24 protein-coding genes and 1 pseudogene are annotated in these 25,814 nt (G+C 60.0%); 17 read left to right on the top strand and 8 right to left on the bottom strand.

Annotated features, from left to right (window positions below):
- Positions 1 to 2 precede the first annotated feature (2 nt).
- From dut to argB, 3 genes and pseudogenes are all read left to right on the top strand, one after another.
- Positions 3 to 458 (top strand): dUTP diphosphatase, encoded by a 456-nt coding sequence (dut, locus tag ACTWLJ_RS07855; RefSeq protein WP_150702378.1) that lies wholly within the window; start codon positions 3 to 5, stop codon positions 456 to 458.
- A gap of 303 nt (positions 459 to 761) precedes the next feature.
- Positions 762 to 2,165, top strand: a pseudogene (locus ACTWLJ_RS07850) (phosphomannomutase/phosphoglucomutase); the annotation flags it as partial.
- A 17-nt stretch (positions 2,166 to 2,182) separates the two neighbouring features.
- Positions 2,183 to 3,088: an acetylglutamate kinase gene (argB, locus tag ACTWLJ_RS07845; RefSeq protein WP_445180454.1), complete on the top strand. Its 906-nt coding sequence runs from the start codon at positions 2,183 to 2,185 to the stop codon at positions 3,086 to 3,088.
- 168 nt (positions 3,089 to 3,256) lie between these two features.
- Here argB and pyrE read toward each other — a convergent pair whose 3' ends face one another.
- Positions 3,257 to 3,901, bottom strand: coding sequence for an orotate phosphoribosyltransferase (pyrE, locus tag ACTWLJ_RS07840; RefSeq protein WP_008030591.1), 645 nt, complete (start codon positions 3,899 to 3,901; stop codon positions 3,257 to 3,259).
- 82 nt (positions 3,902 to 3,983) lie between these two features.
- Between pyrE and ACTWLJ_RS07835 the strand changes: the two genes are divergently transcribed.
- On the top strand, positions 3,984 to 4,763 hold the full coding sequence (locus tag ACTWLJ_RS07835; protein WP_003229491.1) for an exodeoxyribonuclease III: 780 nt from the start codon (positions 3,984 to 3,986) through the stop codon (positions 4,761 to 4,763).
- 77 nt (positions 4,764 to 4,840) lie between these two features.
- Here the strand turns inward: ACTWLJ_RS07835 and gltS are convergent, their stop codons facing one another.
- The 3 genes from gltS to rph all read right to left on the bottom strand — a co-directional run bounded on the left by gltS (position 4,841) and on the right by rph (position 7,549).
- Positions 4,841 to 6,049 carry a sodium/glutamate symporter gene (gltS, locus tag ACTWLJ_RS07830; RefSeq protein WP_445180453.1) on the bottom strand — a complete coding sequence of 403 codons (1,209 nt, stop codon included), beginning with the start codon at positions 6,047 to 6,049 and terminating at the stop codon, positions 4,841 to 4,843.
- A gap of 379 nt (positions 6,050 to 6,428) precedes the next feature.
- On the bottom strand, positions 6,429 to 6,797 hold the full coding sequence (locus ACTWLJ_RS07825) for a DUF4870 domain-containing protein (RefSeq protein WP_095187918.1): 369 nt from the start codon (positions 6,795 to 6,797) through the stop codon (positions 6,429 to 6,431).
- Between the two features lie 29 nt (positions 6,798 to 6,826).
- Positions 6,827 to 7,549, bottom strand: coding sequence for a ribonuclease PH (rph, locus tag ACTWLJ_RS07820; protein ID WP_128604619.1), 723 nt, complete (start codon positions 7,547 to 7,549; stop codon positions 6,827 to 6,829).
- A gap of 269 nt (positions 7,550 to 7,818) precedes the next feature.
- Between rph and ACTWLJ_RS07815 the strand changes: the two genes are divergently transcribed.
- From ACTWLJ_RS07815 to ACTWLJ_RS07790, 6 genes are all read left to right on the top strand, one after another.
- Positions 7,819 to 8,682: a YicC/YloC family endoribonuclease gene (locus ACTWLJ_RS07815; RefSeq protein WP_445180452.1), complete on the top strand. Its 864-nt coding sequence runs from the start codon at positions 7,819 to 7,821 to the stop codon at positions 8,680 to 8,682.
- Positions 8,683 to 8,694: 12 nt separating this feature from the next.
- Positions 8,695 to 9,315, top strand: coding sequence for a guanylate kinase (gene gmk / locus ACTWLJ_RS07810; protein WP_445180451.1), 621 nt, complete (start codon positions 8,695 to 8,697; stop codon positions 9,313 to 9,315).
- A 167-nt stretch (positions 9,316 to 9,482) separates the two neighbouring features.
- Entirely contained in the window at positions 9,483 to 9,746 is a 264-nt protein-coding gene (gene rpoZ, locus ACTWLJ_RS07805; protein WP_016985812.1) for a DNA-directed RNA polymerase subunit omega, read from the top strand.
- A 57-nt stretch (positions 9,747 to 9,803) separates the two neighbouring features.
- A complete protein-coding gene (gene spoT / locus ACTWLJ_RS07800) occupies positions 9,804 to 11,909 on the top strand; it encodes a bifunctional GTP diphosphokinase/guanosine-3',5'-bis pyrophosphate 3'-pyrophosphohydrolase (protein WP_445180450.1) in 2,106 nt (701 codons plus the stop codon).
- A gap of 24 nt (positions 11,910 to 11,933) precedes the next feature.
- Positions 11,934 to 12,314: a RidA family protein gene (locus ACTWLJ_RS07795; protein ID WP_003229509.1), complete on the top strand. Its 381-nt coding sequence runs from the start codon at positions 11,934 to 11,936 to the stop codon at positions 12,312 to 12,314.
- Positions 12,315 to 12,383: 69 nt separating this feature from the next.
- Positions 12,384 to 13,124: a hypothetical protein gene (locus ACTWLJ_RS07790; protein WP_445180449.1), complete on the top strand. Its 741-nt coding sequence runs from the start codon at positions 12,384 to 12,386 to the stop codon at positions 13,122 to 13,124.
- A 136-nt stretch (positions 13,125 to 13,260) separates the two neighbouring features.
- Here the strand turns inward: ACTWLJ_RS07790 and ACTWLJ_RS07785 are convergent, their stop codons facing one another.
- Positions 13,261 to 14,118 carry an SDR family oxidoreductase gene (locus ACTWLJ_RS07785; protein WP_445180448.1) on the bottom strand — a complete coding sequence of 286 codons (858 nt, stop codon included), beginning with the start codon at positions 14,116 to 14,118 and terminating at the stop codon, positions 13,261 to 13,263.
- Positions 14,119 to 14,307: 189 nt separating this feature from the next.
- On the opposite strand from ACTWLJ_RS07785, the gene exbB reads away from it, so the two are divergent.
- From exbB to ACTWLJ_RS07755, 6 genes are all read left to right on the top strand, one after another.
- Positions 14,308 to 15,267, top strand: a complete 960-nt coding sequence (gene exbB / locus ACTWLJ_RS07780; protein ID WP_445180447.1) for a tonB-system energizer ExbB — start codon at positions 14,308 to 14,310, stop codon at positions 15,265 to 15,267.
- A 6-nt stretch (positions 15,268 to 15,273) separates the two neighbouring features.
- A complete protein-coding gene (gene exbD / locus ACTWLJ_RS07775) occupies positions 15,274 to 15,702 on the top strand; it encodes a TonB system transport protein ExbD (RefSeq protein ID WP_401218748.1) in 429 nt (142 codons plus the stop codon).
- Complete coding sequence (locus tag ACTWLJ_RS07770; protein WP_445180446.1) at positions 15,699 to 16,448, top strand: TonB family protein; 750 nt, start codon at positions 15,699 to 15,701, stop codon at positions 16,446 to 16,448. The genes exbD and ACTWLJ_RS07770 overlap by 4 nt, the downstream gene beginning before the upstream one ends.
- Positions 16,449 to 16,724: 276 nt before the next feature.
- A complete protein-coding gene (locus tag ACTWLJ_RS07765) occupies positions 16,725 to 17,654 on the top strand; it encodes a hydrogen peroxide-inducible genes activator (protein WP_401218742.1) in 930 nt (309 codons plus the stop codon).
- Between the two features lie 9 nt (positions 17,655 to 17,663).
- A complete protein-coding gene (gene recG, locus ACTWLJ_RS07760) occupies positions 17,664 to 19,739 on the top strand; it encodes an ATP-dependent DNA helicase RecG (protein ID WP_401218740.1) in 2,076 nt (691 codons plus the stop codon).
- Between the two features lie 79 nt (positions 19,740 to 19,818).
- The gene (locus tag ACTWLJ_RS07755) at positions 19,819 to 21,219 is read left to right on the top strand and encodes an aminoacyl-tRNA deacylase and HDOD domain-containing protein (RefSeq protein ID WP_401218737.1); all 1,401 of its coding nucleotides are present in this window, start codon (positions 19,819 to 19,821) and stop codon (positions 21,217 to 21,219) included.
- Positions 21,220 to 21,526: 307 nt separating this feature from the next.
- Here the strand turns inward: ACTWLJ_RS07755 and ACTWLJ_RS07750 are convergent, their stop codons facing one another.
- Positions 21,527 to 21,910, bottom strand: coding sequence for a helicase (locus ACTWLJ_RS07750; RefSeq protein WP_445180445.1), 384 nt, complete (start codon positions 21,908 to 21,910; stop codon positions 21,527 to 21,529).
- 370 nt (positions 21,911 to 22,280) lie between these two features.
- On the opposite strand from ACTWLJ_RS07750, the gene ACTWLJ_RS07745 reads away from it, so the two are divergent.
- Positions 22,281 to 22,643 carry a DUF6124 family protein gene (locus ACTWLJ_RS07745; protein WP_445180444.1) on the top strand — a complete coding sequence of 121 codons (363 nt, stop codon included), beginning with the start codon at positions 22,281 to 22,283 and terminating at the stop codon, positions 22,641 to 22,643.
- A 133-nt stretch (positions 22,644 to 22,776) separates the two neighbouring features.
- Here the strand turns inward: ACTWLJ_RS07745 and ACTWLJ_RS07740 are convergent, their stop codons facing one another.
- Both ACTWLJ_RS07740 and ACTWLJ_RS07735 read right to left on the bottom strand, forming a co-directional pair.
- The gene (locus tag ACTWLJ_RS07740; protein WP_445180443.1) at positions 22,777 to 23,334 is read right to left on the bottom strand and encodes a lysozyme inhibitor LprI family protein; all 558 of its coding nucleotides are present in this window, start codon (positions 23,332 to 23,334) and stop codon (positions 22,777 to 22,779) included.
- Between the two features lie 26 nt (positions 23,335 to 23,360).
- Positions 23,361 to 25,811, bottom strand: a complete 2,451-nt coding sequence (locus tag ACTWLJ_RS07735; protein WP_445180442.1) for an alpha/beta hydrolase — start codon at positions 25,809 to 25,811, stop codon at positions 23,361 to 23,363.
- Positions 25,812 to 25,814: the final 3 nt, after the last annotated feature.

Here is a 25,814-nt window from a genome sequence, read left to right as displayed (position 1 = left end):
ACATGCACGCTTTGCAAGCCAAGATCCTCGACCCACGCATCGGTACCGAATTCCCGCTGCCGCAATACGCCACCCCGGGCTCCGCCGGCCTCGACCTGCGCGCCATGCTGCAACAGGACACCGTGATCAAGCCGGGTGAAACCGTGCTGATCCCTACCGGCCTGTCGGTTTACATCGGCGACCCGAACCTCGCCGCACTGATCCTGCCGCGCTCGGGCATGGGCCATAAGCACGGCATCGTGCTGGGCAATCTCGTGGGCCTGATCGACTCCGATTACCAGGGCCCGCTGATGGTGTCCTGCTGGAACCGTGGCCAGACCGAATTCACCATGCCGGTCGGCGAACGTCTGGCGCAATTGGTACTGGTGCCAGTGGTGCAGGCGCATTTCGAGATGGTTGAAGAGTTCGTTGAAACCGAACGTGGCACTGGTGGTTTCGGACACTCGGGCACCAAATAACCCGCTGCAATACATTCCCTGTAGGAGCTGCCGGAGGCTGCGATCTTTTGTTCTTGTTTTTTGAAAATCACAATCAAAAGATCGCAGCGTTCCGCAGCTCCTACAGGGGAAATTTGCGCAGATTCATCTGAAAGGTTTACTGCCGGAAATCAAGGTTTTGCCGGCCGAAAGCCACGCCAGCCGAGGTGTCATGGCCCTTTCACACCACGAACTCTCTGTGGAAAACGCCGTCATACCCTTCAGTTTGAGCCTGCCGTCGAATGACTCGTCGGTCTGTCCAGCCACTTTCGAGATGGAGCATTTCCGCAGATGAGCACCCCAGCCCAAGTTGCCCCAAAGCTGCCTGACAGCATCTTCCGCGCCTACGACATTCGCGGCACCGTGCCGGAATTTCTCAACGCCGAAACCGCTTACTGGATCGGTCGCGCCATCGGCTCGCAGAGCCTGGCCCAAGGCGAGCCGAACGTCTCCGTCGGTCGCGACGGTCGCCTGTCCGGCCCTGAACTGGTCGCCGAACTGATTCGCGGCATCGCCGAAAGCGGTTGCCACGTCAGCGACGTCGGCCTGGTGCCGACACCTGCGCTGTATTACGCCGCCAACGTACTGGCCGGCAAATCCGGGGTGATGCTCACCGGCAGCCACAACCCGTCGAACTACAACGGCTTCAAAATCGTTATCGCCGGCGACACCCTCGCCAACGAGCAGATCCAGGCCCTGCACGAACGCCTCAAGAGCAACAATCTGAGCAGCGGCACCGGCAGCGTGACCCAGGTCGAGATTCTTGATCGCTACAACACCGAAATTGTCCAGGACATCAAACTGGCCCGTCGCCTGAAAGTCGTAGTCGACTGCGGCAACGGCGCGGCCGGCGTGATCGCCCCGCAACTGATCGAAGCGCTGAACTGCGAGGTCATCCCGCTGTTCTGCGAAGTGGACGGCAACTTCCCGAACCACCACCCGGACCCGGGCAAACCGGAAAACCTCGTCGACCTGATCGCCAAGGTCAAGGAAACCAAGGCTGACCTCGGCCTGGCTTTCGACGGTGACGGTGACCGCGTCGGCGTAGTGACCAACACCGGCAGCATCGTCTTCCCGGATCGCCTGCTGATGCTGTTCGCCCGCGACGTACTGGCGCGCAACCCGGACGCGGAAGTCATCTTCGACGTCAAATGCACACGCCGCCTGGTACCGCTGATCAAGGAATACGGTGGTCGTCCGCTAATGTGGAAGACTGGTCATTCGTTGATCAAAAAGAAGATGAAACAATCCGGCGCCCTGTTGGCCGGTGAGATGAGCGGGCACATTTTCTTCAAGGAGCGCTGGTTCGGTTTCGATGACGGTATCTACAGCGCCGCGCGGCTGCTGGAGATCCTCAGCAAGGAAAAGTCCTCGGCAGAAGAGTTGTTCGCGACCTTCCCGAACGATATTTCTACGCCGGAAATCAATATCCATGTGACCGAAGAGAGCAAATTCAGCATCATTGATGCACTGCACGACGCACAGTGGGGCGCAGGCGCCGACCTGACCACCATCGACGGCGTGCGAGTCGACTACGCCAAAGGCTGGGGCCTGGTGCGCGCCTCCAACACCACACCGGTGCTGGTGCTGCGCTTCGAGGCCGATGACGAGGCTGAATTGCAGCGCATCAAAGATGTGTTCCACGCCCAACTGAAACGCGTTGCACCTGATCTCCAATTACCGTTCTGATTCACCCGGAGCCCTGAATGACCCTCGAACGCGAAGCCGCCGCCCACACCGCCCAGGTCCTGTCCGAAGCGTTGCCTTACATCCGACGTTATGTCGGCAAGACTCTGGTGATCAAATACGGCGGCAACGCGATGGAAAGCGAGGAGCTGAAAACCGGCTTCGCTCGCGACATCGTCTTGATGAAAGCCGTGGGCATCAACCCGGTGGTCGTGCACGGTGGCGGCCCGCAGATCGGTGATCTGCTCAAGCGCCTGTCGATCGAGAGCCATTTTGTCGACGGCATGCGCGTCACCGACGCCGCCACCATGGACGTGGTGGAAATGGTCCTTGGCGGCCAGGTCAACAAGAGCATCGTCAACCTGATCAACCGTCACGGCGGCAGCGCCATCGGTCTGACCGGTAAAGACGCCGAGCTGATTCGCGCGAAGAAGCTCAACGTCACCCGCCAGACGCCGGAAATGACCCAACCGGAAATCATCGACATCGGTCAGGTCGGCGAAGTGGTCGGGATCAACACCGAACTGCTGAACCTGCTGGTCAAAGGCAACTTCATCCCGGTGATTGCGCCAATCGGCGTGGGTGAGAACGGCGAGTCGTACAACATCAACGCCGATCTGGTGGCTGGCAAGGTTGCCGAAGCGCTGAAAGCCGAGAAGCTGATGCTGCTGACCAACATCGCCGGCCTGATGGACAAGTCGGGCACGGTCCTGACCGGCCTGAGCACCCAGCAGGTCGACGACCTGATCGCCGACGGCACCATCTACGGCGGCATGCTGCCGAAGATCCGTTGTGCACTGGAAGCGGTGCAAGGCGGCGTGGGCAGCTCGCTGATCATCGACGGTCGCGTACCGAACGCGATCCTGCTGGAAATCTTCACCGATACCGGTGTGGGCACGCTGATCAGCAATCGCAAGCGTCCGTAAGCAACAACGCAAACAAAAAGACCCCGCTCAGCCTGGCTGAGCGGGGTCTTTTTTTGCCTGCGCTGCCTGTGGGAGCGAGCTTGCTCGCGATAGCGGTGAGTCAGTCAACAAAGATGTTGAACGTTACGACGCCATCGCGAGCAAGCTCGCTCCCACAGTATCTTGCCGTTACACGCCGAATTGGGCGCGGTAGGCTTCCACGGCCGGCAGGTGCTGCTTGAGTTGTGGATCGTCGGCGAGGAATTCCAGCACCTGGTTCAGCGAAACGATGCTGATCACCGGAATACCGAAATCACGCTCGACTTCCTGAATAGCCGACAACTCACCGTTGCCACGCTCCTGACGGTTCAGGGCGATCAGCACGCCGGCAGCCTTGGCGCCGTCCTGCGAAGCGATGATTTGCATCACCTCGCGGATAGCGGTACCCGCGGTGATCACGTCGTCGATGATCAGCACATCACCGGTCAGCGGCGCGCCGACCAGGCTGCCGCCCTCGCCGTGGGCCTTGGCTTCCTTGCGGTTGAAGCACCATGGCAGGTCACGGTCGTGATGCTCGGCCAGCGCGACGGCAGTGGTCGCCGCCAGCGGGATGCCTTTGTAGGCCGGGCCGAACAGCACATCGAAGGCAATGCCGCTCTCGACAATGGCTGCGGCGTAGAAACGACCCAGCTGCGCCAGGGCCGAACCCGAGTTGAACAGGCCGGCATTGAAGAAGTAAGGACTGGTGCGCCCGGACTTCAGGGTGAACTCACCGAAGCGCAAAACGCCGCGATCGATGGCAAAACGAATGAAATCGCGCTGATACGCTTGCATGAAAAAAACCCCAAATACCACGGATTTAGCTAATTAGCTTGACGCCGTGTATCATACACGCACGCGATTTTTGGGGCCATTTATGCGGATCATCAGTGTGAACGTCAATGGTATTCAGGCTGCAGTCGAGCGTGGTTTGCTCAGTTGGCTGCAAGCACAGAATGCCGACGTCATCTGCCTGCAGGACACCCGTGCCTCCGCCTTTGAACTGGATGACCCAGCCTTCCAACTGGATGGCTACTTCCTTTATGCCTGCGATGCTGAAGTCCCTGCCCAAGGTGGCGTGGCTTTGTATTCGCGGTTGCAACCGAAGGCTGTCATCAGCGGTCTCGGTTTCGAGACGGCCGACCGCTACGGGCGCTACCTGCAAGCAGATTTCGACAAAGTCAGTATTGCCACCTTGCTGCTCCCTTCGGGGATGAACGGCGATGAGGACTTGAACCAGAAGTTCAAGCTCATGGACGACTTCGGCAAGTACCTGGACAAACAGCGACGCAAACGTCGCGAGTACATTTATTGTGGCTCGCTATACGTCGCGCAGCAGAAGCTCGACATCAAAAACTGGCGCGACAGCCAGCAATCCCCGGGCTTCCTGGCGCCGGAACGGGCCTGGATGGACGAGATTGTCGGCAACATGGGCTATGTCGATGCCCTGCGCGAAGTCAGCCGTGAAGGCGACCAGTACAGCTGGTGGCCGGACAACGAGCAGGCCGAGATGCTTAACCTCGGCTGGCGCTTCGACTACCAGTTGCTGACCCCGGGCCTGCGCCGCTTTGTACGCAGCGCACGCCTGCCACGTCAGCCACGGTTCTCGCAGCACGCACCGCTGATCGTCGACTACGACTGGACGCTGACTATCTAAGCGTCGATTCGCAGTTAAAAAATGCCCGTATCGCGAGATACGGGCATTTTTTATGCGCTGGTGAAATGACCCGAACCTCAGGTCACCGCAAAGAACGGCAGCGCCAGGTAGAGCTTGATCACGATGACATTGATGATGTCGATGAAGAACGCACCGACCATCGGCACCACAAGAAACGCAATCTGCGAAGGCCCGTAGCGCTGCGTCACCGCCTGCATGTTGGCGATGGCCGTCGGCGTTGCACCCAGCCCGAAGCCGCAATGCCCTGCCGCCAATACTGCCGCATCGTAATTGCGACCCATGACCCTGAACGTCACGAAAATCGCGAACAGCGCCATGACCAGAGTTTGCGCGGCCAGAATGATGAAGATCGGCAAGGCCAATGCCGCCAGATCCCAAAGCTTCAGAGACATCAAGGCAATCGCCAGAAACAGCGACAGACTGACATTACCCAGCACCGAAACTTCACGCTCGAATACCTGATACAGGCCCAGCGCCGAAAGCCCGTTGCGCAAAACCACGCCGACGAACAACACACAGACGAAGGTTGGCAACTCAAGTGCCGTGCCTTGCAGGAAGCCGTTCAGAAGATTGCCGGCCAGCAAGCTGACGGCGATCAGCGCCAGTGTTTCGATAAACGAAAAAGGCGTGATCGAGCGCTCTTTGTTTGGCTGCTCAAAGCCTTTTGGCAACCGGGGCGCTTCCTGAGATTGGCAACCGGGCACCTGAACACGCTTGATCAGCAGGCGAGCGACTGGACCACCAATCAAACCGCCCAGCACCAGGCCAAACGTCGCGGAGGCAATCGCCAGCTCGGAAGCCGAGGCCAGACCGTACTTCTCGCTGAACACCGTCCCCCACGCCGCACCGGTACCGTGACCGCCCGACAATGTAATCGAACCGGTCAGCAGGCCCATCAACGGATCGAGCCCGAGCATTTTCGCAAGGCCGATACCCATGGCGTTCTGGACGACCAGCAGACCGGCCACCGCCAGCAGAAAAATGCCGACTACGCGACCGCCCTTCCTCAGGCTGGCGAAGTCTGCACTCAAACCGATGGTGGCGAAGAACGCCAGCATCAATGGCGTCTGCAATGAAGTATCGAAGCGCACTTCAATTTCGAAAGTTCGTAATACCAGCAGAACCAGGGCAACCAACAGGCCACCGGCAACAGGTTCAGGGATATTGTAATTACGCAGGAAACCCACTCGTGTAACCAATCCGCGCCCTAGCAAAAGCACTAAAGAGGCGGCCACAAGCGTTCCGTAAAAATCGAGCTGAATCATTGGGATTATTCTTGGCTGTATATTCACAAGCGCACTTTTCTACCTAAGCACGGCTCATGAATCGGCTGAGTGTCTCAACGCTGATTGCTTGAAATTCAAGGACCTTCGATGGCTTGAATATGTCGAAATATTTCAGAGGGAATATGACGTGGGGCAACTTTATCAACCGCCAAGTGGCATTGCCAAGGACATACCCGACGTAGGGGCATTGCAGTTGTGACTAAACATGTAAGAGTTTTCTTTAGGAAAATTCCTATTGCATTTTGTTATCGCGGATATATCACCCGAGCATGTAGTTAATTGTGGCGCTAAAACAAAAACGCCCTGACAAGTCAGGGCATTTGCTTACTGCTTCTTCACAGGGGTTCTGCATTGATCGTTATTTGATCAGCCGCCAAGTGAACGGATACCGATAAGGGAACCCGTCATTGGCCTTCACCCCGGCAATGATCGTCAGCACCAGCGCACCGATGGCCAGCAGGCCAAGCAGGAAGAAGCCGATAATCAGCAACATCAACAGCAGGCAGATGGCCGAGGCAATCGCCACGGTGATCTGGAAATTCAGCGCTTCTTTACCCTGAGCATCGATGAACGGATCGGTTTCGCGCTTCATCTGCCACAGAATCAGTGGCCCGATCAGGTTGCCGAACGGAATCCAGATCCCCAGCAAGGCGGACAAGTGACAAAACATCGCCCATTGACGAACCTCCTGGCTCGGTTTGGGCAGCAGCTCTTGCTCATCACTCATCGCAGACTCCTTGCGGGTTATGAACCTGTTCAGTCGGCCAGTGCAGCCTTTTGCAGGTCGAAAATTTCGTTCATGCCTTTCTTCGCCAGCTCAAGCATGGCGTTCAGCTCTTCTGGCTGGAACGGCGCGCCTTCAGCGGTGCCCTGAACTTCGATGAAACCGCCGGAGCTGGTCATCACTACGTTGAGGTCAGTCTCGGCAGCCGAATCTTCAAGATAGTCCAGATCCAGCACTGGCTCGCCCTGATACATGCCAACCGACACGGCGCCGATCATTTGCTTGAGCGGGTCGCCGCCTTTCAGGCCGCCGCGCTTCTTGATCACTTTCAGCGCATCGACCAGCGCAACCATGGCGCCGGTGATCGATGCAGTGCGGGTGCCACCGTCAGCCTGGATCACGTCGCAGTCGACGTACAGGGTGACATCGCCCAGCTTGGACATGTCCAGTGCGGCGCGCAGCGAACGACCGATCAGACGCTGGATTTCCAGAGTACGACCGCCCTGCTTGCCACGGCTCGCTTCACGTTGGTTACGCTCGCCAGTGGCGCGCGGCAGCATGCCGTATTCAGCGGTCAACCAGCCTTGGCCCTGACCTTTGAGGAAACGCGGCACGCCGTTTTCGACGCTGACGGTGCAGATGACTTTGGTATCACCGAATTCGACCAGTACAGATCCCTCGGCGTGTTTGGTGTAGTTGCGGGTAATGCGGATCGAGCGGAGCTGATCGGCAGCGCGACCACTTGGACGTTTCATAGGGAATACCTGTACTGGGGACGGAAAACTGCCGAGCATTATAGAGCCGTGCACCGCGACTGGGCACGGGTTAAAAATTTCGCCCGACGATCGAAGGCCCTGAAACGTACTTACCCGACGGCCTGCAGCCCTTTGTCACACCGTGTGTTTGGGCGCATTCGCCGCACTGCGCTACAATCCTGCGCCTTTGCTGCCAGTCGGCTTAAATTCATTGATATCGAGCTGCGGAGCCTACGCTCCGTGTCGATCTGCATTGCGAGGTCACCGCCATGGTGCACAGCATGACCGCCTTCGCCCGCGTTGAAAAAGCCGGCGTTCAGGGCACCCTGAGCTGGGAACTGCGCTCGGTCAACAGCCGCTATCTGGAACCTCACCTGCGCCTGCCGGAGTCGTTTCGCGACCTCGAAGGCGCCGTGCGTGAAGCGCTGCGCCAAGGTCTGTCGCGAGGCAAACTCGAATGCACTCTGCGCTTCACCGAAGAAAGCACCGGCAAACCGTTGCAGGTGGATCGCGAGCGCGCCGCGCAACTGGTCGCCGCCGCTGAAACCGTCGCCAGCCTGATCAAGAACCCGGCGGCGTTGAATCCTCTGGAAGTGCTGGCCTGGCCCGGCGTGCTGGTCGCCGACGCCAGCGACCCGCAGGCACTGAATGCCGACGCACTGGCTCTGTTCAATCAAGGTCTGAAAGAGCTCAAGGCTGGCCGCGAGCGCGAAGGTTCGGAACTGGCACGCCTGATCAACGAGCGCCTGACGTCGATTGAAGAAGACGTCGTGACCCTGCGCGATCTGGTTCCGCAGATGCTCGCGACCCAGCGCCAGAAGGTCCTCGATCGCTTCGCCGACATGAAGGCCGAGCTTGATCCGCAGCGCCTCGAACAGGAAATGGTCATGCTCGCGCAAAAGAGCGACGTGGCCGAAGAACTGGACCGTTTGAGCACCCACATCATTGAAGTTCGCCGGGTTCTCAAATCCGGCGGCGCCGCCGGGCGACGCCTGGACTTCCTGATGCAGGAACTCAACCGCGAAGCCAACACACTGGGCTCCAAGGCCTTCGACCCGCGCAGCACCCAAGCCGCCGTCAACCTCAAAGTGTTGATCGAGCAGATGCGCGAACAAGTGCAGAATATTGAGTAAGGCTACCCCGACATGACCCACAGCACCGGCACCCTGTACATCATTTCCGCCCCATCGGGCGCGGGCAAGAGCAGTCTGGTCAAGGCTTTGACCGACGCCAATCCGGAGATCCGCGTCTCGGTCTCCCACACCACCCGCGCCATGCGTCCCGGTGAAGAGAACGGTGTGAACTATCACTTCGTCGAACGCAGCGAGTTCGTGAAGATGATCGAGCACGGTGATTTCCTGGAGCGCGCCGAAGTTTTCGGCAACCTCTACGGCACTTCGCAAAGCCACCTGCAGCAGACACTGGACGAAGGCCACGACCTGATTCTGGAAATCGACTGGCAGGGCGCCGAGCAAGTGCGCAAGCTGATGCCGCAGGCGCGTTCGGTCTTCATTCTGCCGCCATCGTTGCAGGCCCTGCACCAGCGCCTGACCAATCGCGGTCAGGACAGCGACGAGATCATCGACGGCCGGATGCGTGAAGCCGTCAGCGAGATGAGCCACTACGTCGACTACGACTACCTGATCATCAACGACGATTTCGCCCACGCGCTGGACGATCTGAAGGCGATTTTCCGTGCCAATCAGCTGGCACAGAAGCGCCAACAGCAGCGTTTCGGCAAATTGCTCGCTGAATTGCTCGGCTAATCAGCGCTTCCCAAAACCGCTGCAAGCGCTTTACATTGGCACTTGCAGCGCGTTGAAGGGCTTGGTCAAAAAATCAGCGCTTCCCTAATCGCTGGTGATTTTTTAAACTGTTGAGTCCGCTCGCCCAACCGGGCAGCGCGCATATTGCATTCGCTCCGAGGAATACCATGGCCCGCGTAACCGTTGAAGACTGCCTGAACCACGTGGAAAACCGTTTTGAACTGGTCATGCTGTCCACCAAGCGTGCCCGTCAACTGGCCACCGGCGGCAAAGAGCCTCTGGTTCAGTGGGAAAACGACAAGCCTACCGTTGTTGCCCTGCGTGAAATCGCTGAAGGCCTGATGAGCTACGAGTTCATCGCCGAGCAGGAAATCGTTCAGGACGAGCCGCTGTTCGCAGCGTTCGAAGACGAGTCCAACGAGGCCGTCTAAGCCTATGCCTGGTCGACGTAGCACGGCGCGGGAATACAGACTACGGCAGGAGTCATCATGCCGAGCATAGACGCCCTCGCCGATCGCTTATCGACCTATCTCGGCAAAGACCAGGTAAACCTGGTCCGCCGAGCGTACTTCTACGCCGAACAAGCCCATGACGGTCAACGCCGTCGCAGCGGCGAGGCGTACGTCACGCACCCTCTTGCGGTGGCGAATATTCTTGCCGACATGCACATGGACCATCAGAGTTTGATGGCTGCGATGCTGCATGACGTGATCGAAGACACCGGTATTGCCAAAGAAGCGTTGCAAGCGCAGTTCGGTGAAACCGTGGCCGAACTGGTCGACGGGGTCAGCAAACTGACCCAGATGAACTTCGAGACCAAGGCCGAAGCCCAGGCTGAAAACTTCCAGAAAATGGCCATGGCCATGGCACGCGATATTCGCGTGATCCTGGTCAAACTCGCCGACCGCCTGCACAACATGCGCACGCTGGAAGTGTTGTCCGGCGAAAAACGCCGGCGCATCGCCAAGGAAACCCTCGAAATCTACGCACCCATCGCCAACCGGCTGGGCATGCACGCGATCCGCATAGAGTTCGAAGACCTCGGCTTCAAGGCCATGCACCCGATGCGTTCCGCGCGGATCTACCAGGCCGTCAAACGCGCCCGGGGCAACCGCAAGGAAATCGTCAACAAGATCGAAGAATCCCTCGCACATTGCCTGGCCATCGATGAGATCCAGGGCGAAGTCAGCGGTCGCCAGAAACACCTCTACGGCATCTACAAAAAAATGCGCGGCAAGCGTCGGGCCTTCAACGAGATCATGGACGTCTATGCGTTCCGGATCATCGTCGACAAGGTCGATACCTGCTACCGCGTGCTCGGCGCTGTACACAATTTGTACAAACCGTTGCCGGGGCGCTTCAAGGATTACATCGCGATCCCCAAGGCCAACGGCTATCAGTCGCTGCACACCACGCTGTTCGGCATGCACGGCGTACCGATCGAGATTCAGATCCGTACCCGCGAAATGGAAGAGATGGCCAACAACGGCATCGCCGCCCATTGGCTGTACAAATCCAGCGGTGACGAACAGCCGAAAGGCACCCATGCCCGCGCCCGCCAGTGGGTCAAAGGCGTGCTGGAAATGCAGCAACGCGCCGGCAACTCGCTGGAATTCATCGAAAGCGTGAAGATCGACCTGTTCCCGGACGAGGTCTACGTGTTCACGCCAAAAGGCCGGATCATGGAGCTGCCGAAAGGCTCCACGGCGGTCGACTTTGCCTACGCGGTACACACCGACGTCGGTAACAGCTGCATTGCCTGCCGGATCAACCGACGTCTCGCACCGCTGTCCGAACCGCTGCAAAGCGGCTCCACGGTGGAGATCGTCAGCGCGCCCGGCGCCCGTCCGAACCCGGCGTGGCTCAACTTCGTGGTCACCGGCAAGGCGCGCACGCACATCCGCCATGCGCTGAAACTGCAACGCCGCTCCGAGTCCATCAGCCTCGGCGAACGCTTGCTGAACAAGGTGCTAAACGGTTTCGACAGCTCACTGGAAAAAATCCCGGCCGAGCGCGTCAAAGCGATGCTCACCGAATACCGTCTCGAACTGATCGAAGATTTGCTGGAAGACATCGGTCTCGGCAATCGCATGGCCTATGTGGTTGCGCGCCGCCTGCTCGGCGAAGGCGAACAGTTGCCAAGCCCTGAAGGCCCGCTGGCGATTCGCGGCACCGAAGGTCTGGTACTCAGCTACGCCAAATGCTGCACGCCGATCCCGGGCGACCCGATTGTCGGGCACCTGTCGGCGGGCAAAGGCATGGTTGTACACCTGGACAACTGCCGCAACATCAGCGAAATCCGCCACAACCCGGAAAAATGCATCCAGCTCTCGTGGGCCAAGGATGTCACCGGCGAATTCAACGTCGAGCTGCGCGTCGAGCTGGAACATCAGCGCGGCCTGATCGCACTGCTGGCCAGCAGCGTCAACGCAGCCGACGGCAATATCGAGAAAATCAGCATGGACGAACGCGATGGTCGCATCAGCGTCGTGCAACTGGTGGTCAGCGTCCACGACCGTGTGCACCTGGCCCGCGTGATCAAGAAACTGCGCGCTCTGACCGGGGTCATCCGCATCACCCGCATGCGTGCATAACTGAACCATTACAAGGAGTCATACATGACCAAGACTGTTATCACCAGCGACAAGGCCCCAGCTGCCATCGGCACCTATTCGCAGGCAATCAAGGCCGGCAACACCGTCTACATGTCGGGCCAGATTCCTCTGGACCCAAAGACCATGGAACTGGTTGAAGGCTTCGAAGCCCAGACCGTCCAGGTGTTCGAGAACCTCAAGGCCGTGGCCGAAGCTGCCGGTGGTTCGTTCAAGGACATCGTCAAACTGAACATCTTCCTCACCGACCTGAGCCACTTCGCCAAGGTCAACGAGATCATGGGCAAGTACTTCGACCAGCCATACCCGGCCCGCGCCGCCATCGGCGTTGCTGCCCTGCCGAAGGGTTCGCAAGTCGAAATGGATGCCATTCTGGTCATCGAGTAATGCGTACGGCGCAGCCATCAAACGCTGCGCCGACTGCTCTGCAAGAAAAGGTTTTGAAAGGATTCCACCATGCGCAAAGCGCTAGCTCTCTCGCTGCTCGCCATCTTCCTCGGCGGCTGCGCCAGCGACCCTGCCGACCGTGACATCAGCGGCACCTGGATCAACCAGGTGGCGATCGATGCTGCCGCCAAGGGCGGTCCCCTGCGCGAAGCGCTTCAGGCCTATGGCCCGAATCTGGAATGGGACATCAACACCAAGGCCAGCCAGGCCCGCTACACCAACGGTTTTGAGAACGTCGAAGGACGGCTGCTGGGCGAACAGTCCGGCGCCTGGAAAGTCGACTTCTATGGCAGCTCCAGCAGTGAGCTGAAACGTGACGGCCGACAATTGAAACAGGCTTCCACCGAGAACGAACCGGAGCAACTGTTCGACCGCGCGCAGATTCCGGTACCGGAAGGTGCACCGATCGGCGCCAGCTTCGAACGCGCACTGTATTCCGCTTATCTGGGCGGCAGCTGGAAAATTGCCAGCGGTGACGGCGAAGGCAACACCGTGCAGTTTCAGGCTGATGGTCAGGTGACTGGCCTGCCGAATGCAGATCGTTACGCCTTGTGCCTCGCAGGCGATTGCGCCTCGATGAGCAGCGACCACGACAGCATGTGGCTGCAACAGGGTGGCCAAGGCAATAACTGGATCTTTGTCCGCAAGGGTAAAGAGCTGGAAATCCTGCAAGCGGTGAACAGCGCACTGGCGGATGAACAGCCGCAGTTCACCCCGGGTGAGCGCAAGTGGTTGCTGGAAAAACAGTAAGCACACCTGAGCACAACGCATATCCTGTGGGAGCTGGCTTGCCAGCGATGAGGCCGTCACGTTCAACATCAATGTTGACTGATAGGCCGTCTTCGCTGGCAAGCCAGCTCCCACAGTGATTTTCGGTACCTGGAAGTCAGCATTTACCTTCGAGGATCGCGGCATAACCTTCGCGGTAGCTTGGGTATTTCGGCACCCAGCCCAGCGCTTTCGCCCGCGCATTGCTGCATCGCTTGCTGCCGGTACGGCGCACGCTGGCGTCATCCGCCCACTCAGTCACACCCAGATACTCGCGTAGCCAGCCCACCACTTCGGCCAACGGCGCCGGCGCATCGTCGACGCCGATGTAGACCTTCTCCAGCGCCACACCCTTTTGATCCGCTTCCAGCAGAAACGCCATCAAACCGGCAGCGTCGTCAGCATGAATGCGATTGCCGTACAACGGCGGTTCGACTGCCACGCGATACCCGCGCCGCACCTGAGTCAACAGCCACTCACGACCAGGGCCGTAGATGCCGGTCAGACGCAGGATGCTCGCCGGGATGCCACTGGACAACGCCAACTGCTCGGCTTCCAGCATCACTCGACCCGAGTAGCCGGCCGCGACGGTTTCGGAGCTTTCGTCGACCCACTCTCCCTCCTGCTGCCCATAAACGCTGCTGCTGGACACGAACAGCAGGCGATCCGGCGTCTGCCCGTAGTCGTCCAGCCAACTCAGTACATTCTGCAAACCCTGCACATAAGCCGCGCGATAACCGGCCTCATCGTGGTCGGTGGCAGCCGCGCAATACACCAGGTAATCCACGGCACCGACCGGCCAGGTCTCCGGGCAATCTTCATTGAACAAGTCACCGGCCACACCGATCACCCCGGCCGGCAGGCGTGAAATGTCACGGCGCAAACCATGAACCTCCCAGCCCAGGGCCAGCAATTGCGTGGCCAGACGGCTACCGACATCACCACAACCGGCGATCAAAACAGAAGGCGCGGACATCAAAAAACTCCCATCGGAAAGCTACAAACTAGCCTCGGCACTGGACGAGTGGCTAGCAATCAAGGAAAAAAAGATACTCTATTACTTTTGTTAACAAGAATTACTTGCAATAATGCACGCCACTTTTGTTCTCGGCCTTGCGAGGCCTGGTAGAGCATCACACGTTTTTCTATCTCAGGTCCGGCCAGCATGACACGCAATCAAATTCCCGCTTCGCCAACCAAACGACCTCGCGCCTGGAGCGCCGTGGCGGCTCTGTTGCTCAGCCTGATGCTGGCGCCGACCGCCGCTTTCGCTGACGCTCAGGCCCCTGCCGCTCCGGCCGCCACCGAGCAGCATGCTCCTGCCGGTACCGCACCGGTTGCTGCGCCTGCTGCCACCGATCCGGTTCAAGCAGTAGACGCCGCCGATGCCCCGGAAGTCCTCGAAGCCGACAACACGCTGGGCATGGCCCACGACCTGTCGCCATGGGGCATGTACCAGAACGCCGACATTATCGTGAAAATCGTGATGATCGGCCTGGCCATCGCCTCGATCATCACCTGGACCATCTGGATCGCCAAAGGCTTTGAGCTGATGGGCGCCAAGCGTCGTCTGCGTGGCGAGATCGCTGCCCTGAAAAAAGCCGCCACTCTGAAAGAAGCCAGCGCCACGGCGGGCAAGGAGGGCACCCTCGCCAACCTGCTGGTCCACGACGCCCTTGAAGAGATGCGCCTGTCGGTCAACAGCCGCGAGAAAGAAGGCATCAAGGAACGCGTCAGCTTCCGTCTTGAGCGTCTGGTTGCCGCTTGCGGCCGCAACATGAGCAGCGGCACCGGCGTGCTCGCCACCATCGGTTCCACCGCGCCGTTCGTCGGTCTGTTTGGTACCGTGTGGGGCATCATGAACAGTTTCATCGGCATCGCCAAAACCCAGACCACCAACCTCGCCGTTGTAGCTCCGGGCATCGCTGAAGCGCTGCTGGCTACTGCACTGGGTCTGGTCGCTGCAATTCCAGCCGTGGTCATCTACAACGTGTTCGCCCGTTCGATTGCCGGTTACAAGGCGCAGGTGTCCGACGCTTCGGCAGAAGTCCTGCTGCTGGTCAGCCGTGACCTCGACCACCAGCCTGAGCGCAGCTCCCAGCCGCACATGGTTAAAGTGGGGTAATCGGCCATGGGCCTGCATTTGAAAGAAGGCGCAGACGACGATCTGGCCGAGAACCACGAAATCAACGTCACACCGTTCATCGACGTGATGTTGGTACTGTTGATCATCTTCATGGTGGCGGCGCCGCTCGCCACCGTGGACATCAAAGTCGATCTCCCTGCCTCGACCGCCAAACCGGCGCCGCGGCCAGAGAAACCGGTGTTCCTCAGCGTCAAAGCTGACCAGCGCCTGTTCCTCGGCGAAGACGAAGTGAAGGCCGAAGCCCTCGGCGCCACACTCGACGCCAGAACCCACGGCAAGAAAGACACGACCATCTTCTTCCAGGCTGACAAAGGCGTGGACTACGGCGACCTGATGAGCGTGATGGATAACCTGCGCGCAGCCGGTTACCTGAAGGTCGGTCTGGTCGGACTCGAGACGGCAGCCAAGAAATGATCACGACGCGCCATAAGCTGACGCGTTACGGCGGTAGCCTGGCCGTGGTGCTGGGTGTTCATGCGCTGGCCATCGCGCTGGCACTGAACTGGACCGCCCGCCCGCCCATCGAATTGCCGCCGCAGGCAATGATGGTTGAGCTGGCACCGGTTCCGGCCCCGCCACCGCCGGCTCCGCCGAAAGTCGTCACACCACCGCAGCCACCGGCTCCGGTTGAAGAGTTGCCGATTCCGAAAATGGCGGAAGCACCGAAGGCAGAAATTGCCGTGCCCAAGCCAGTGAAGCCGAAGCCCAAGCCACAACCGCCGAAACCGGTCGAGAAGAAGCTGCCTGATCCGCCGAAGGAAAAACCTTCCGAGGAAAAGCCGTCCGACGCACAACCGACCCAGGCACCGACGGAGAAATCCGCCCAGCCAGCACCGGGTCCCTCGCCGGCACAGATGGCTGCAAAGGCCAGCTGGCAAGGCACGCTGCTCGCGCATCTGGCGAAATACAAGAAGTATCCGCAAAGCGCCCAGGCGCGGGGCAAGGAAGGCTTGAACCGTCTGCGCTTCGTGGTTGATGCCGAAGGCAACGTGCTGTCGTTCGAACTGGTGGGCCGTTCCGGCAATGCCGATCTGGACCGGGCTACCCTGGAAATGATCCGCCGCGCTCAACCGCTGCCCAAGCCGCCGGCCGACATGTTGACCAACGGCTCGATTGAAATTGTTGCGCCGTTTGTTTACTCGCTGGAACGTCGCCGCTAAAGCCACACAAACCCCTGTGGGAGCTGGCTTGCCAGCGATTGCAGTGTGTCAGACAAGAATTTACCTACTGACCCACCGCTATCGCTGGCAAGCCAGCTCCCACAGGTATCTCCGCCAACCGGGGAATCCAGCCAAAAAGGCACCGAAAGGTGCCTTTTGCATATCTGTACGCGGCAAACACACATTGCCCGGTGTCGCATTCCTCACTCAGTCTGATAACGTGCGTCTATCGATTGCAGCCGGTATGCTTGGCCCGCATCTTCATGGACGCTTGCTATGACCCTCACAGAATTACGCTACATCGTTACCCTCGCCCAAGAGCAGCATTTCGGCCATGCCGCCGAGAAATGCCACGTCAGCCAGCCGACCCTGTCGGTGGGTGTGAAGAAACTTGAAGACGAACTCGGTGTGCTGATTTTCGAGCGCAGCAAAAGCGCCGTGCGCGTGACGCCGGTCGGCGAAGGCATCGTCGCACAAGCGCAGAAAGTGCTGGAGCAGGCCCAAGGCATTCGCGAACTGGCCCAGGCCGGCAAGAACCAACTGACCGCTCCGCTGAAAGTCGGCGCGATCTACACTGTCGGCCCGTATCTGTTCCCGCACCTGATTCCACAACTGCACCGGGTCGCCCCGCAGATGCCGTTGTACATCGAAGAAAACTTCACCCACGTGCTGCGCGACAAACTGCGCAACGGCGAGCTCGACGCGATCATCATCGCCCTGCCGTTCAACGAAGCTGACGTGCTGACCCTGCAACTCTACGACGAGCCGTTCTACGTCCTGATGCCGGCCCAGCACCCGTGGACGCAAAAGGAAACCATCGACGCCGGCCTGCTCAACGACAAGAGCCTGCTGCTGCTCGGCGAAGGCCACTGCTTCCGCGATCAGGTGCTCGAAGCCTGCCCGACCCTGACCAAGGGCAGCGACGGCGCCAAGCACACCACGGTCGAATCCAGCTCGCTGGAAACCATTCGTCACATGGTCGCTTCGGGGCTGGGTATTTCGATCCTGCCGCTGTCGGCGGTCGACAGCCATCACTACGCGCCGGGCGTGCTCGAAGTGCGTCCACTGTCGCCGCCAGTGCCGTTCCGCACCGTAGCGATTGCCTGGCGCGCGAGCTTCCCGCGGCCGAAAGCCATCGAGATTCTTGCCGACTCCATTCGCCTGTGTTCGGTGGCCAAGCCAGCGGCACCGGTTACAGCCGGTTAAGCGAGCGTCATGACTGAGCTGTCGCAAGTGTCGGTGACGGCACTCAAGGGTGTCGGGGAAGCCATGGCCGAGAAACTGGCCAAGGTCGGTCTGGAGAACCTCCAGGACGTGCTTTTCCATCTGCCGTTGCGTTACCAGGATCGCACCCGCGTGGTGCCGATTGGCGCATTACGCCCCGGTCAGGACGCCGTCGTCGAAGGCACCGTCAGCGGCGCCGACGTGGTCATGGGCCGCCGCCGCAGCCTGGTCGTGCGAATGCAGGACGGCACCGGCGGGCTCAGCCTGCGTTTTTACCATTTCAGCAACGCACAGAAAGAAGGCCTCAAACGCGGCACGCGCATTCGCTGCTACGGCGAAGCGCGGCCCGGTGCCTCGGGGCTGGAAATCTACCACCCGGAATACCGCGCCATTACCGGCGACGAACCACCGCCAGTGGATGAAACGCTGACCCCGGTCTACCCGCTGACCGAAGGCCTGACGCAAGCGCGCCTGCGCCAGTTGTGCATGCAGACCCTGACCATGCTCGGCCCGACCAGCCTGCCCGACTGGCTGCCGACCGAACTGGCCCGCGACTATCAACTGGCGCCGTTGGCCGACGCGATCCGCTATCTGCACAACCCGCCGGCCGATGCCGACGTCGACGAGCTCGCCCTCGGCCATCACTGGGCCCAGCATCGTCTGGCGTTCGAAGAACTGCTGACCCATCAACTGTCGCAGCAACGCCTGCGCGAGAGCATGCGTTCGCTGCGTGCCCCGGCGATGCCGAAAGCCAAGAAGCTGCCACCAAAATATCTGGCCAACCTCGGCTTCAGCCCGACTGGTGCGCAACAGCGTGTCGGCAATGAAATCGCCTACGACCTCAGCCAGCACGAACCGATGCTGCGGCTGATTCAGGGCGATGTCGGCGCGGGTAAAACCGTGGTCGCCGCCCTCGCCGCACTGCAAGCACTGGAGGCGGGTTACCAAGTCGCGCTGATGGCGCCGACCGAGATCCTCGCCGAACAACACTTCATCACTTTCAAGCGCTGGCTCGAGCCGCTGGGCATCGAAGTCGCATGGCTCGCCGGCAAGCTCAAGGGCAAGAACCGCGTCGCCGCGCTGGAACAAATCGCCAGCGGTACACCAATGGTGGTCGGCACCCACGCGCTGTTCCAGGAAGAAGTGAAGTTCAAGAACCTCGCACTGGTGATCATCGACGAACAACACCGTTTCGGCGTGCAACAGCGTCTGGCGCTGCGGCAGAAAGGCGTCGGCGGGCGCATGTGCCCGCACCAGTTGATCATGACCGCCACGCCGATTCCGCGAACGCTGGCGATGAGCGCCTACGCCGACCTCGACACCTCGATCCTCGACGAACTGCCGCCCGGTCGAACCCCGGTCAACACCGTGCTGGTCACCGACACCCGCCGTGTCGAAGTCATCGAACGGGTGCGCGGCGCCTGTGCCGAAGGGCGTCAAGCCTATTGGGTGTGCACGCTGATCGAAGAGTCGGAAGAGCTGACCTGTCAGGCTGCCGAAACCACCTTCGAAGACCTTACTGCCGCCCTCGGCGAACTGAAAGTCGGGCTGATCCACGGACGGATGAAACCCGTCGAGAAAGCCGCCGTGATGGCTGAATTCAAGGCCGGCAACCTGCAACTGCTGGTCGCCACAACGGTGATCGAAGTCGGCGTCGACGTGCCCAACGCCAGCCTGATGATCATCGAAAACCCCGAGCGCCTCGGCCTCGCGCAACTGCACCAATTGCGCGGCCGCGTCGGTCGAGGCAGCGCCGCCAGCCATTGCGTGCTGCTCTACCATCCGCCGCTGTCACAGATCGGGCGCCAGCGGCTGGGCATCATGCGCGAGACCAACGACGGTTTCGTCATCGCCGAAAAAGACCTCGAACTGCGTGGCCCCGGCGAAATGCTCGGCACCCGCCAGACCGGTCTGCTGCAATTCAAAGTCGCCGATCTGATGCGCGACGCCGATCTGTTGCCAGCCGTGCGCGATGCCGCACAGGCATTGCTGGAACGCTGGCCGACCCACGTCAGCCCATTGCTTGATCGCTGGCTGCGTCATGGGCAGCAATATGGCCAAGTGTGAGCACCGTCGCAGTTTGTGAAGGATCGTTCCTACAGAGCTGGTTATACTCCTGCCATTGTTTCAAAACTGGATACACACCATGACCGAAGCCGCTCTCGCCCCCGAACCCCCGCACGCTCCGTCCGTCATTCGGCTGCTGCTGGGCAAGCTGGGCATCGCCTACGAAGAAGTGCTCGACCACCACGGTCTCAACGCCTCGCGCAAAGTGCAGGCCGTGTTGCTGGACGATGCCGTGGGCGCGCTGATGGTGCTGTTCCCGCAGAGCCAGCTGCTTGACCTCAATCGCCTCGCTGAACTGACTGGCCGCCGCCTCACCGCCGTGTCCACCGAGCGCCTGGAAAAGATGCTCGGCAAACACAGCCTGAGTTTGTTGCCGGGCCTGCCGGCGCTGACCAGTTCGCCGTGCCTGTATGAAGAAAGTTTGCTGCGCGAGCCGAAGTTGCTGATCAACTCCGGCGAACCGGGCGTACTGCTGGAAATCACCAGCGAAGCCTTCAAGACCATGCTGACCAAGGCCAGCGCCGCCAACTTCGGCGAAGCCCTGAGCAGCATCCGCCCCAACCTTGATCGCCCGGATGACGACCGCGAGGAAATCACCCAGGCTGTGCAAGCGTTCACGGCGCGCCGTATCCAGCAGCGTCTGGAAGCGACCATCGAGATTCCACCGCTGGCGGAAACTGCACAAAAAATCATCAAGCTGCGCGTTGATCCGAACGCCACCATCGACGACATCACCGGCGTGGTCGAAACCGATCCGGCGCTGGCTGCACAGGTCGTGAGCTGGGCGGCATCGCCGTACTACGCTTCGCCGGGCAAGATTCGTTCGGTGGAAGACGCCATTGTCCGCGTACTCGGCTTCGATCTGGTGATCAACCTGGCGCTGGGCCTGGCCCTCGGCAAGACCCTGAGCCTGCCGAAAGACCACCCGCAACACACCACGCCGTACTGGCAGCAGTCGATCTACACCGCCGCCGTCATCGAAGGCCTGACCCGCGCCATGCCGCGCGCCCAGCGTCCGGAAGCCGGCCTGACCTACCTTGCCGGCCTGCTGCACAACTTCGGTTATCTGCTGCTGGCGCACGTGTTCCCGCCACACTTCTCGCTGATCTGCCGTCACCTGGAGGTCAACCCGCACCTGTGCCACAGCTACGTCGAGCAACACCTGCTGGGCATCAGCCGTGAACAGATCGGCTCGTGGCTGATGCGTTACTGGGACATGCCGGACGAACTGGCCACCGCCCTGCGCTTCCAGCACGACCCAAGCTACGATGGCGCCTACGCCGAATACCCGAACCTCGTCTGCCTGGCAGTACGCCTGCTGCGCGGTCGCGGCATCGGCTCCGGTCCGGACGAAGACATCCCCGACGCCCTGCTCGAACGCGTCGGCCTGAGCCGCGACAAAGCCAACGACGTCGTCAGCAAAGTCCTCGAAGCCGAAGTCCTGCTGCGCGAACTGGCCTCGCAATTCAGCCAGGCCTAAAAACTTCGCGAGCAAGCTCGCTCCCACAAGGTTTCGCCGACCTCCTGTGGGAGCGAGCTTGCTCGCGAAGAATCCAACCCGGTACAACTGACTCAGCAGCACCCATCTGATCACCACAATTCAGCTGAATAACCAGAACCCAACTGAATCACCAGAAACCTGTGGCGAGGGGATTTATCCCCGTTCGGCTGCGCAGCAGTCGCAAGTCCAGCCAACCGGGTGTGCCTGATAAAACCCAAATATCAGGTTTCAGGGCCGCTTCGCAGCCCAACGGGGATAAATCCCCTCACCACAACAGCCCTTCTACTCAGGCTTTCGGCTTGGCCTTCCTCGGCTTCAAATACTTGGTCAGCCCCTGGAACCACATCACCAGCGCCGGGTTGCCTTTAATCTGAATCGACTTGTCCTGAATCCCCTGCATAAACGCCAACTGCTTATTCTTCGCCTGCATCGTGGCAAAGCCATAACCCGCATCTTTAAACGCAATCGCAAACGCCGGCTCCGCCACCACCCCTGACTTGCTGGTGATGCGCTGCCCCTTCACCACGAAATGCCGCGCCACCTTCCCATCCAGAGTCTGCAGCTGAAACACCAGATCCTTGTCACCCAACTGCTGCTGGAACGCAGGATTTGTCCGACTGGCCTTACCCATCAACAAACCCAGCATCCACAGAAGAAAACGAAATTTCATGCGCACAGCCTCAAAAGGAAAATGAACGGCCGGGGCAGTGTAAGGGATTCGAACGATAACTCCACTATCTGCCTCTATTGGAAGATGATGCAGCCCATTTCCCGCACGATGACCACCAAGTCACAATCCAATACCCACCGTCCTACACCTGTTGAAACACATATCTGTAGGAGTTGCCGAAGGCTGCGATCTTTTGATCTTCAGCCCCGCAAACCTATGGGAAATTTCCTGCAAAGCGCCGGGATATGCATGAACTAGGCAGGTTGAGCGATCATCGATAGCCTCTGTGGGTCGCCGCAAAATCGGTGACCGGATGTGCAAGTCCGAAATCGGGAGCAAATCTTTTTCCTACTTCACAGGATTTACACCGATGAATCACTCACCAAACGATATCGAAACAACCACATCCTCCGAACCCGTCGACAATGAAAAACTCGACAAGGAAGCAGCCGAACGCGCCTTCGCCCACTACTTCGGGCCACCTAAAGATCCAACACCCAAGCGCCGTGAAGGCCTCTTTACCCTCTCCCCCAAAATCGACGCCGAAGCCCTTCTAGCCAACGCTTCGGAAGATTTGTTATCCATCAGTACCATCGCTGCGGACCTCGCTGACGATATCGATGGCTCACGCCGGTCGGTCGCCCTGGCGCTAAGCAGAATGGCGGATGGGGTTCAGTTGATGGTGGAAGGCGCGCTGGATCATATTGAAACGCGGCAGGCATTTCAGGGCTAAGGCTCAACGGAATCTGGAATAGAAAAAGGGGACGTTAAGTCCCCTTTCTTGAATTCCCTGTTTGACCGCTGGCAACCTGTCTCCAGTGCCGAATTCGCGATGTAATCGAAAAAGTGGAAAAATTTCAAACCCGTCAACGATTCAACGGCAACTGGAAACGCATACGAACAATGCAATTGGCGAAGTCTTCACGAAACAGTTGAACAGCCATTTCGCAGTGCCCGTCAGCGTATTGCTTCCAAAGCGGATCGTCGAAGTCAGCCCCGCCCAACCGCTCCATCGACGTCGCCAGACCTTTCTCACGATTCTGCCCAGCCAGGGCCGTGGCGGCTTTGTAAAAACCGTCCAGCGGCAACCCGGTTTGCAGAGCAACCAACTCTCCCAAACGTGCGTTGGTTGTTTGCACCAGACACCCAAGCCTATCAATCGGCGCCTCAGCGCCCGGGAACGTGCCCTGATAGATTTCCTCGCAAAAGCCTTCTTTGAAACGCACCCATTTCTTCTGCACGCCTTTGAGTTGTAACTGTTCAGCAGGCGCCAAACTGCCCAGCGCTTTCTTGTATTGCTCATTCAGCAAGGCATCAACCTTTTCGAAACTTTGCTGGCCGCAAATGACCAAGTCAGGATTGGAAAAGCTATCGGGGTTGCAGGTTTCTCGAGCATGCGCCGTAAACGCCGAGGCGGTTAACATGATGCCGATACATAACGACCTTCTTATCACTTCGTATCCTTCGAATTAATCAATTCCAACTCACCATCCCGATACAACACCTCACACCCCACCCACGCCGGATCAACCTGCGGCATCACCGCCGACGGCTTGCGCAATTCCCGCAACAACGTCGAACCGTGGGACAAGCGTCCGCCCATCCGCGCAATCACCGCACGCGCCGTCTGGTAATGCGCGTGCCGTCCCGGATCAAGTGTGTCCTCCAGCAAAATATCCTCGCCGAGAATGCCCCGCACCTGCCCCGGATAAATCATGAACCCGGTCGCCTGCTCTGCGCCTTCACGGCCGTCCTGCCAGAAGCTGCCATCGCGCGTCCGCACGTCCGGATGCGGCGCAAACCAATGCTCGCGATCCGCCAGCGGCATGGCGTGGTGCAGACGGAAGAAGATGCGCATCAGGTTGTCGCGGTACCACTCGCGCACTTGCAGGTAGTAACCGCGCAAGCCCGGCAGGCCGGTCGAGTGCGCGATACGGATCAGGCTCGACCACTGCGGAAATGCCTGTAACGGCAGCTCGCTTGCCGCTGGCCGAGGCGTTGCCGGATCGGTCTCCCATGGCAATCGGTGGGGGCTGCTTTCAAGGTTGTCGTAAGCGGTCGGCGGACGCCCCAGCCAATCGCCGCCGCTGCTGGCCAGCGCCGTGGCGATGCACAGGTTGCCTTGCACCACGAATACATAAAACCGGGTGAACCAGTCTGCCAGTTGTTGGCCGTCAGCTCGTTGGGCGACGAGTTCGGTCAGCTCTTGATCGAAGCGCTGCAAGCCATGTCCAAGAGTCAGCAAGTGGCCGCGTGCGATGCGTTGCATGCGCAGGAACAGCGGCAGCGAACGCAACATCTTCAGCGGTCGCCACGGCAGATGCGGCGTCGCGCCGCCGACTTCACCGGCGTAGTTAGCGGCGCTGATGCCCCAGTCGGCCAGCCTGGCAAGAAACAGATCATTGTTGATATAGGACGCGCCACCGAACACTGCGGTGAACGGCTCGTTGTCCTGCAACACCCGCGCATCCCAGCGCGCCATGATTGCCGGGATACTCGCTGCCGCGCGCCGCTGCGCGTACTCCACCAACACGCTCGGTTGCGGCGGCAGGATCTCGGCGATGTTGGCGGCGGTGAGGTGCCGGCGCCAACCGTAATCGCTGATCGGCCGATATTGCAGCAGCCACAGTTGCGCACCGTCCCAAGCCCATTCGACGTCGCCGGGCACGTAGTGGAACACGCGCAGAACGTCTTGCAGAAAGCGCCAGAGCACGCCTTCGGTCAAGCCATGGGACGGCGTGAACGCGCCGCTTCGCCACGCATCGCCGAGCCGCGAAAGCGTTGCCCGCGAGGGGCTGACGTGACCGTCGGCGAGCGATTCGAGATGACCTTCAACCCATTCCAGTTCTACCGACAGATGCCGCACAAACGCGATCCCGGAAACCACCGGCGTGATGAAGCGCTGGACCACCACTTCCTCGACGCCTTCGGCCGTGAGTTCGGCGATACGTTTCGGCACATTAGCGCTCGGCTCGCGCAGATAGGTGGTGCTCAAACCGGCATTTGCCGAGTCGGCCTGATCTTCGCCATAACTGGAGGAGCGCACCGCCCAGGTCACGTCGGGTTGCGCGGCGAGAAACGCTGACAGACGCGGATCATCGCAATCGTTAAGCGTCAGCGCCGCCGGCACCGGTTGCCTTGCCAGTTCAGCGAGGCGCAACCGACCGCCCTTGGTGTGCGCGACAAATCCGCGCTCACCGGACTCCAGCCACGTGGCAAATTCGGCCGGCGAATCGATCCACGGGTAATGACCCCAACCGGGTTTGAGGCTGATGGTCAGATCGGCGCGCGCAAGAATCGCCGACCACGCCGCCGCTTGCTCAATGCCCAACACGTTGTCCTGATCGCCCCAGACCAGCTCGACCGGATCGGTGATCCACTCCAGCAGCGGCAGCGCCGTGTCGGCTCGCACCAGATCCCAATGCGGCACAAACGCTCGGCAACGCGCATACCCGGCGCCCATGCGCTGGTACTGCGCAGGCGTCCAGGTCTGGTTGGAGAACTTGCGGGCGAACAGCGTGGGTTTGTTCGACAGCAACCAGTGGATGGTCTTGCGAATCGGTAGCGGCGACATCAGCGCCGGCAACCGCCGCTGCCACAAAAAGGCACCGACCGGAGCCAACAAAACGCTGCGGGAGAAGTGCCCCGGCCGACGCTGCAACGCGTGCAGCACCAGCAACGCATTAACCCCGACCGCCATGATCGCGCTGCCCTTTTTCGTCATCGCCAGCAACGTCTGAGCGTAGGCCGTCAAGTCTTCGCAGGGTGGCTGCGGATTGATGCCGAAGCCCGGCAGCTCCAGCGGCACCACGGTGTAACGCTGGAAGTGCGGCAACGCATCGTCCCACCAATCGGCGGCACTGCCGTTCCCGGCCAGCAGGTACATCAAGGGTTTGCTCATGGA

The sequence above is a fragment of the Pseudomonas sp. McL0111 genome, assembly GCF_052567255.1.
Note: the sequence above shows the minus strand (reverse complement) of the source record. Positions and strands in the feature narration are given on the sequence as shown.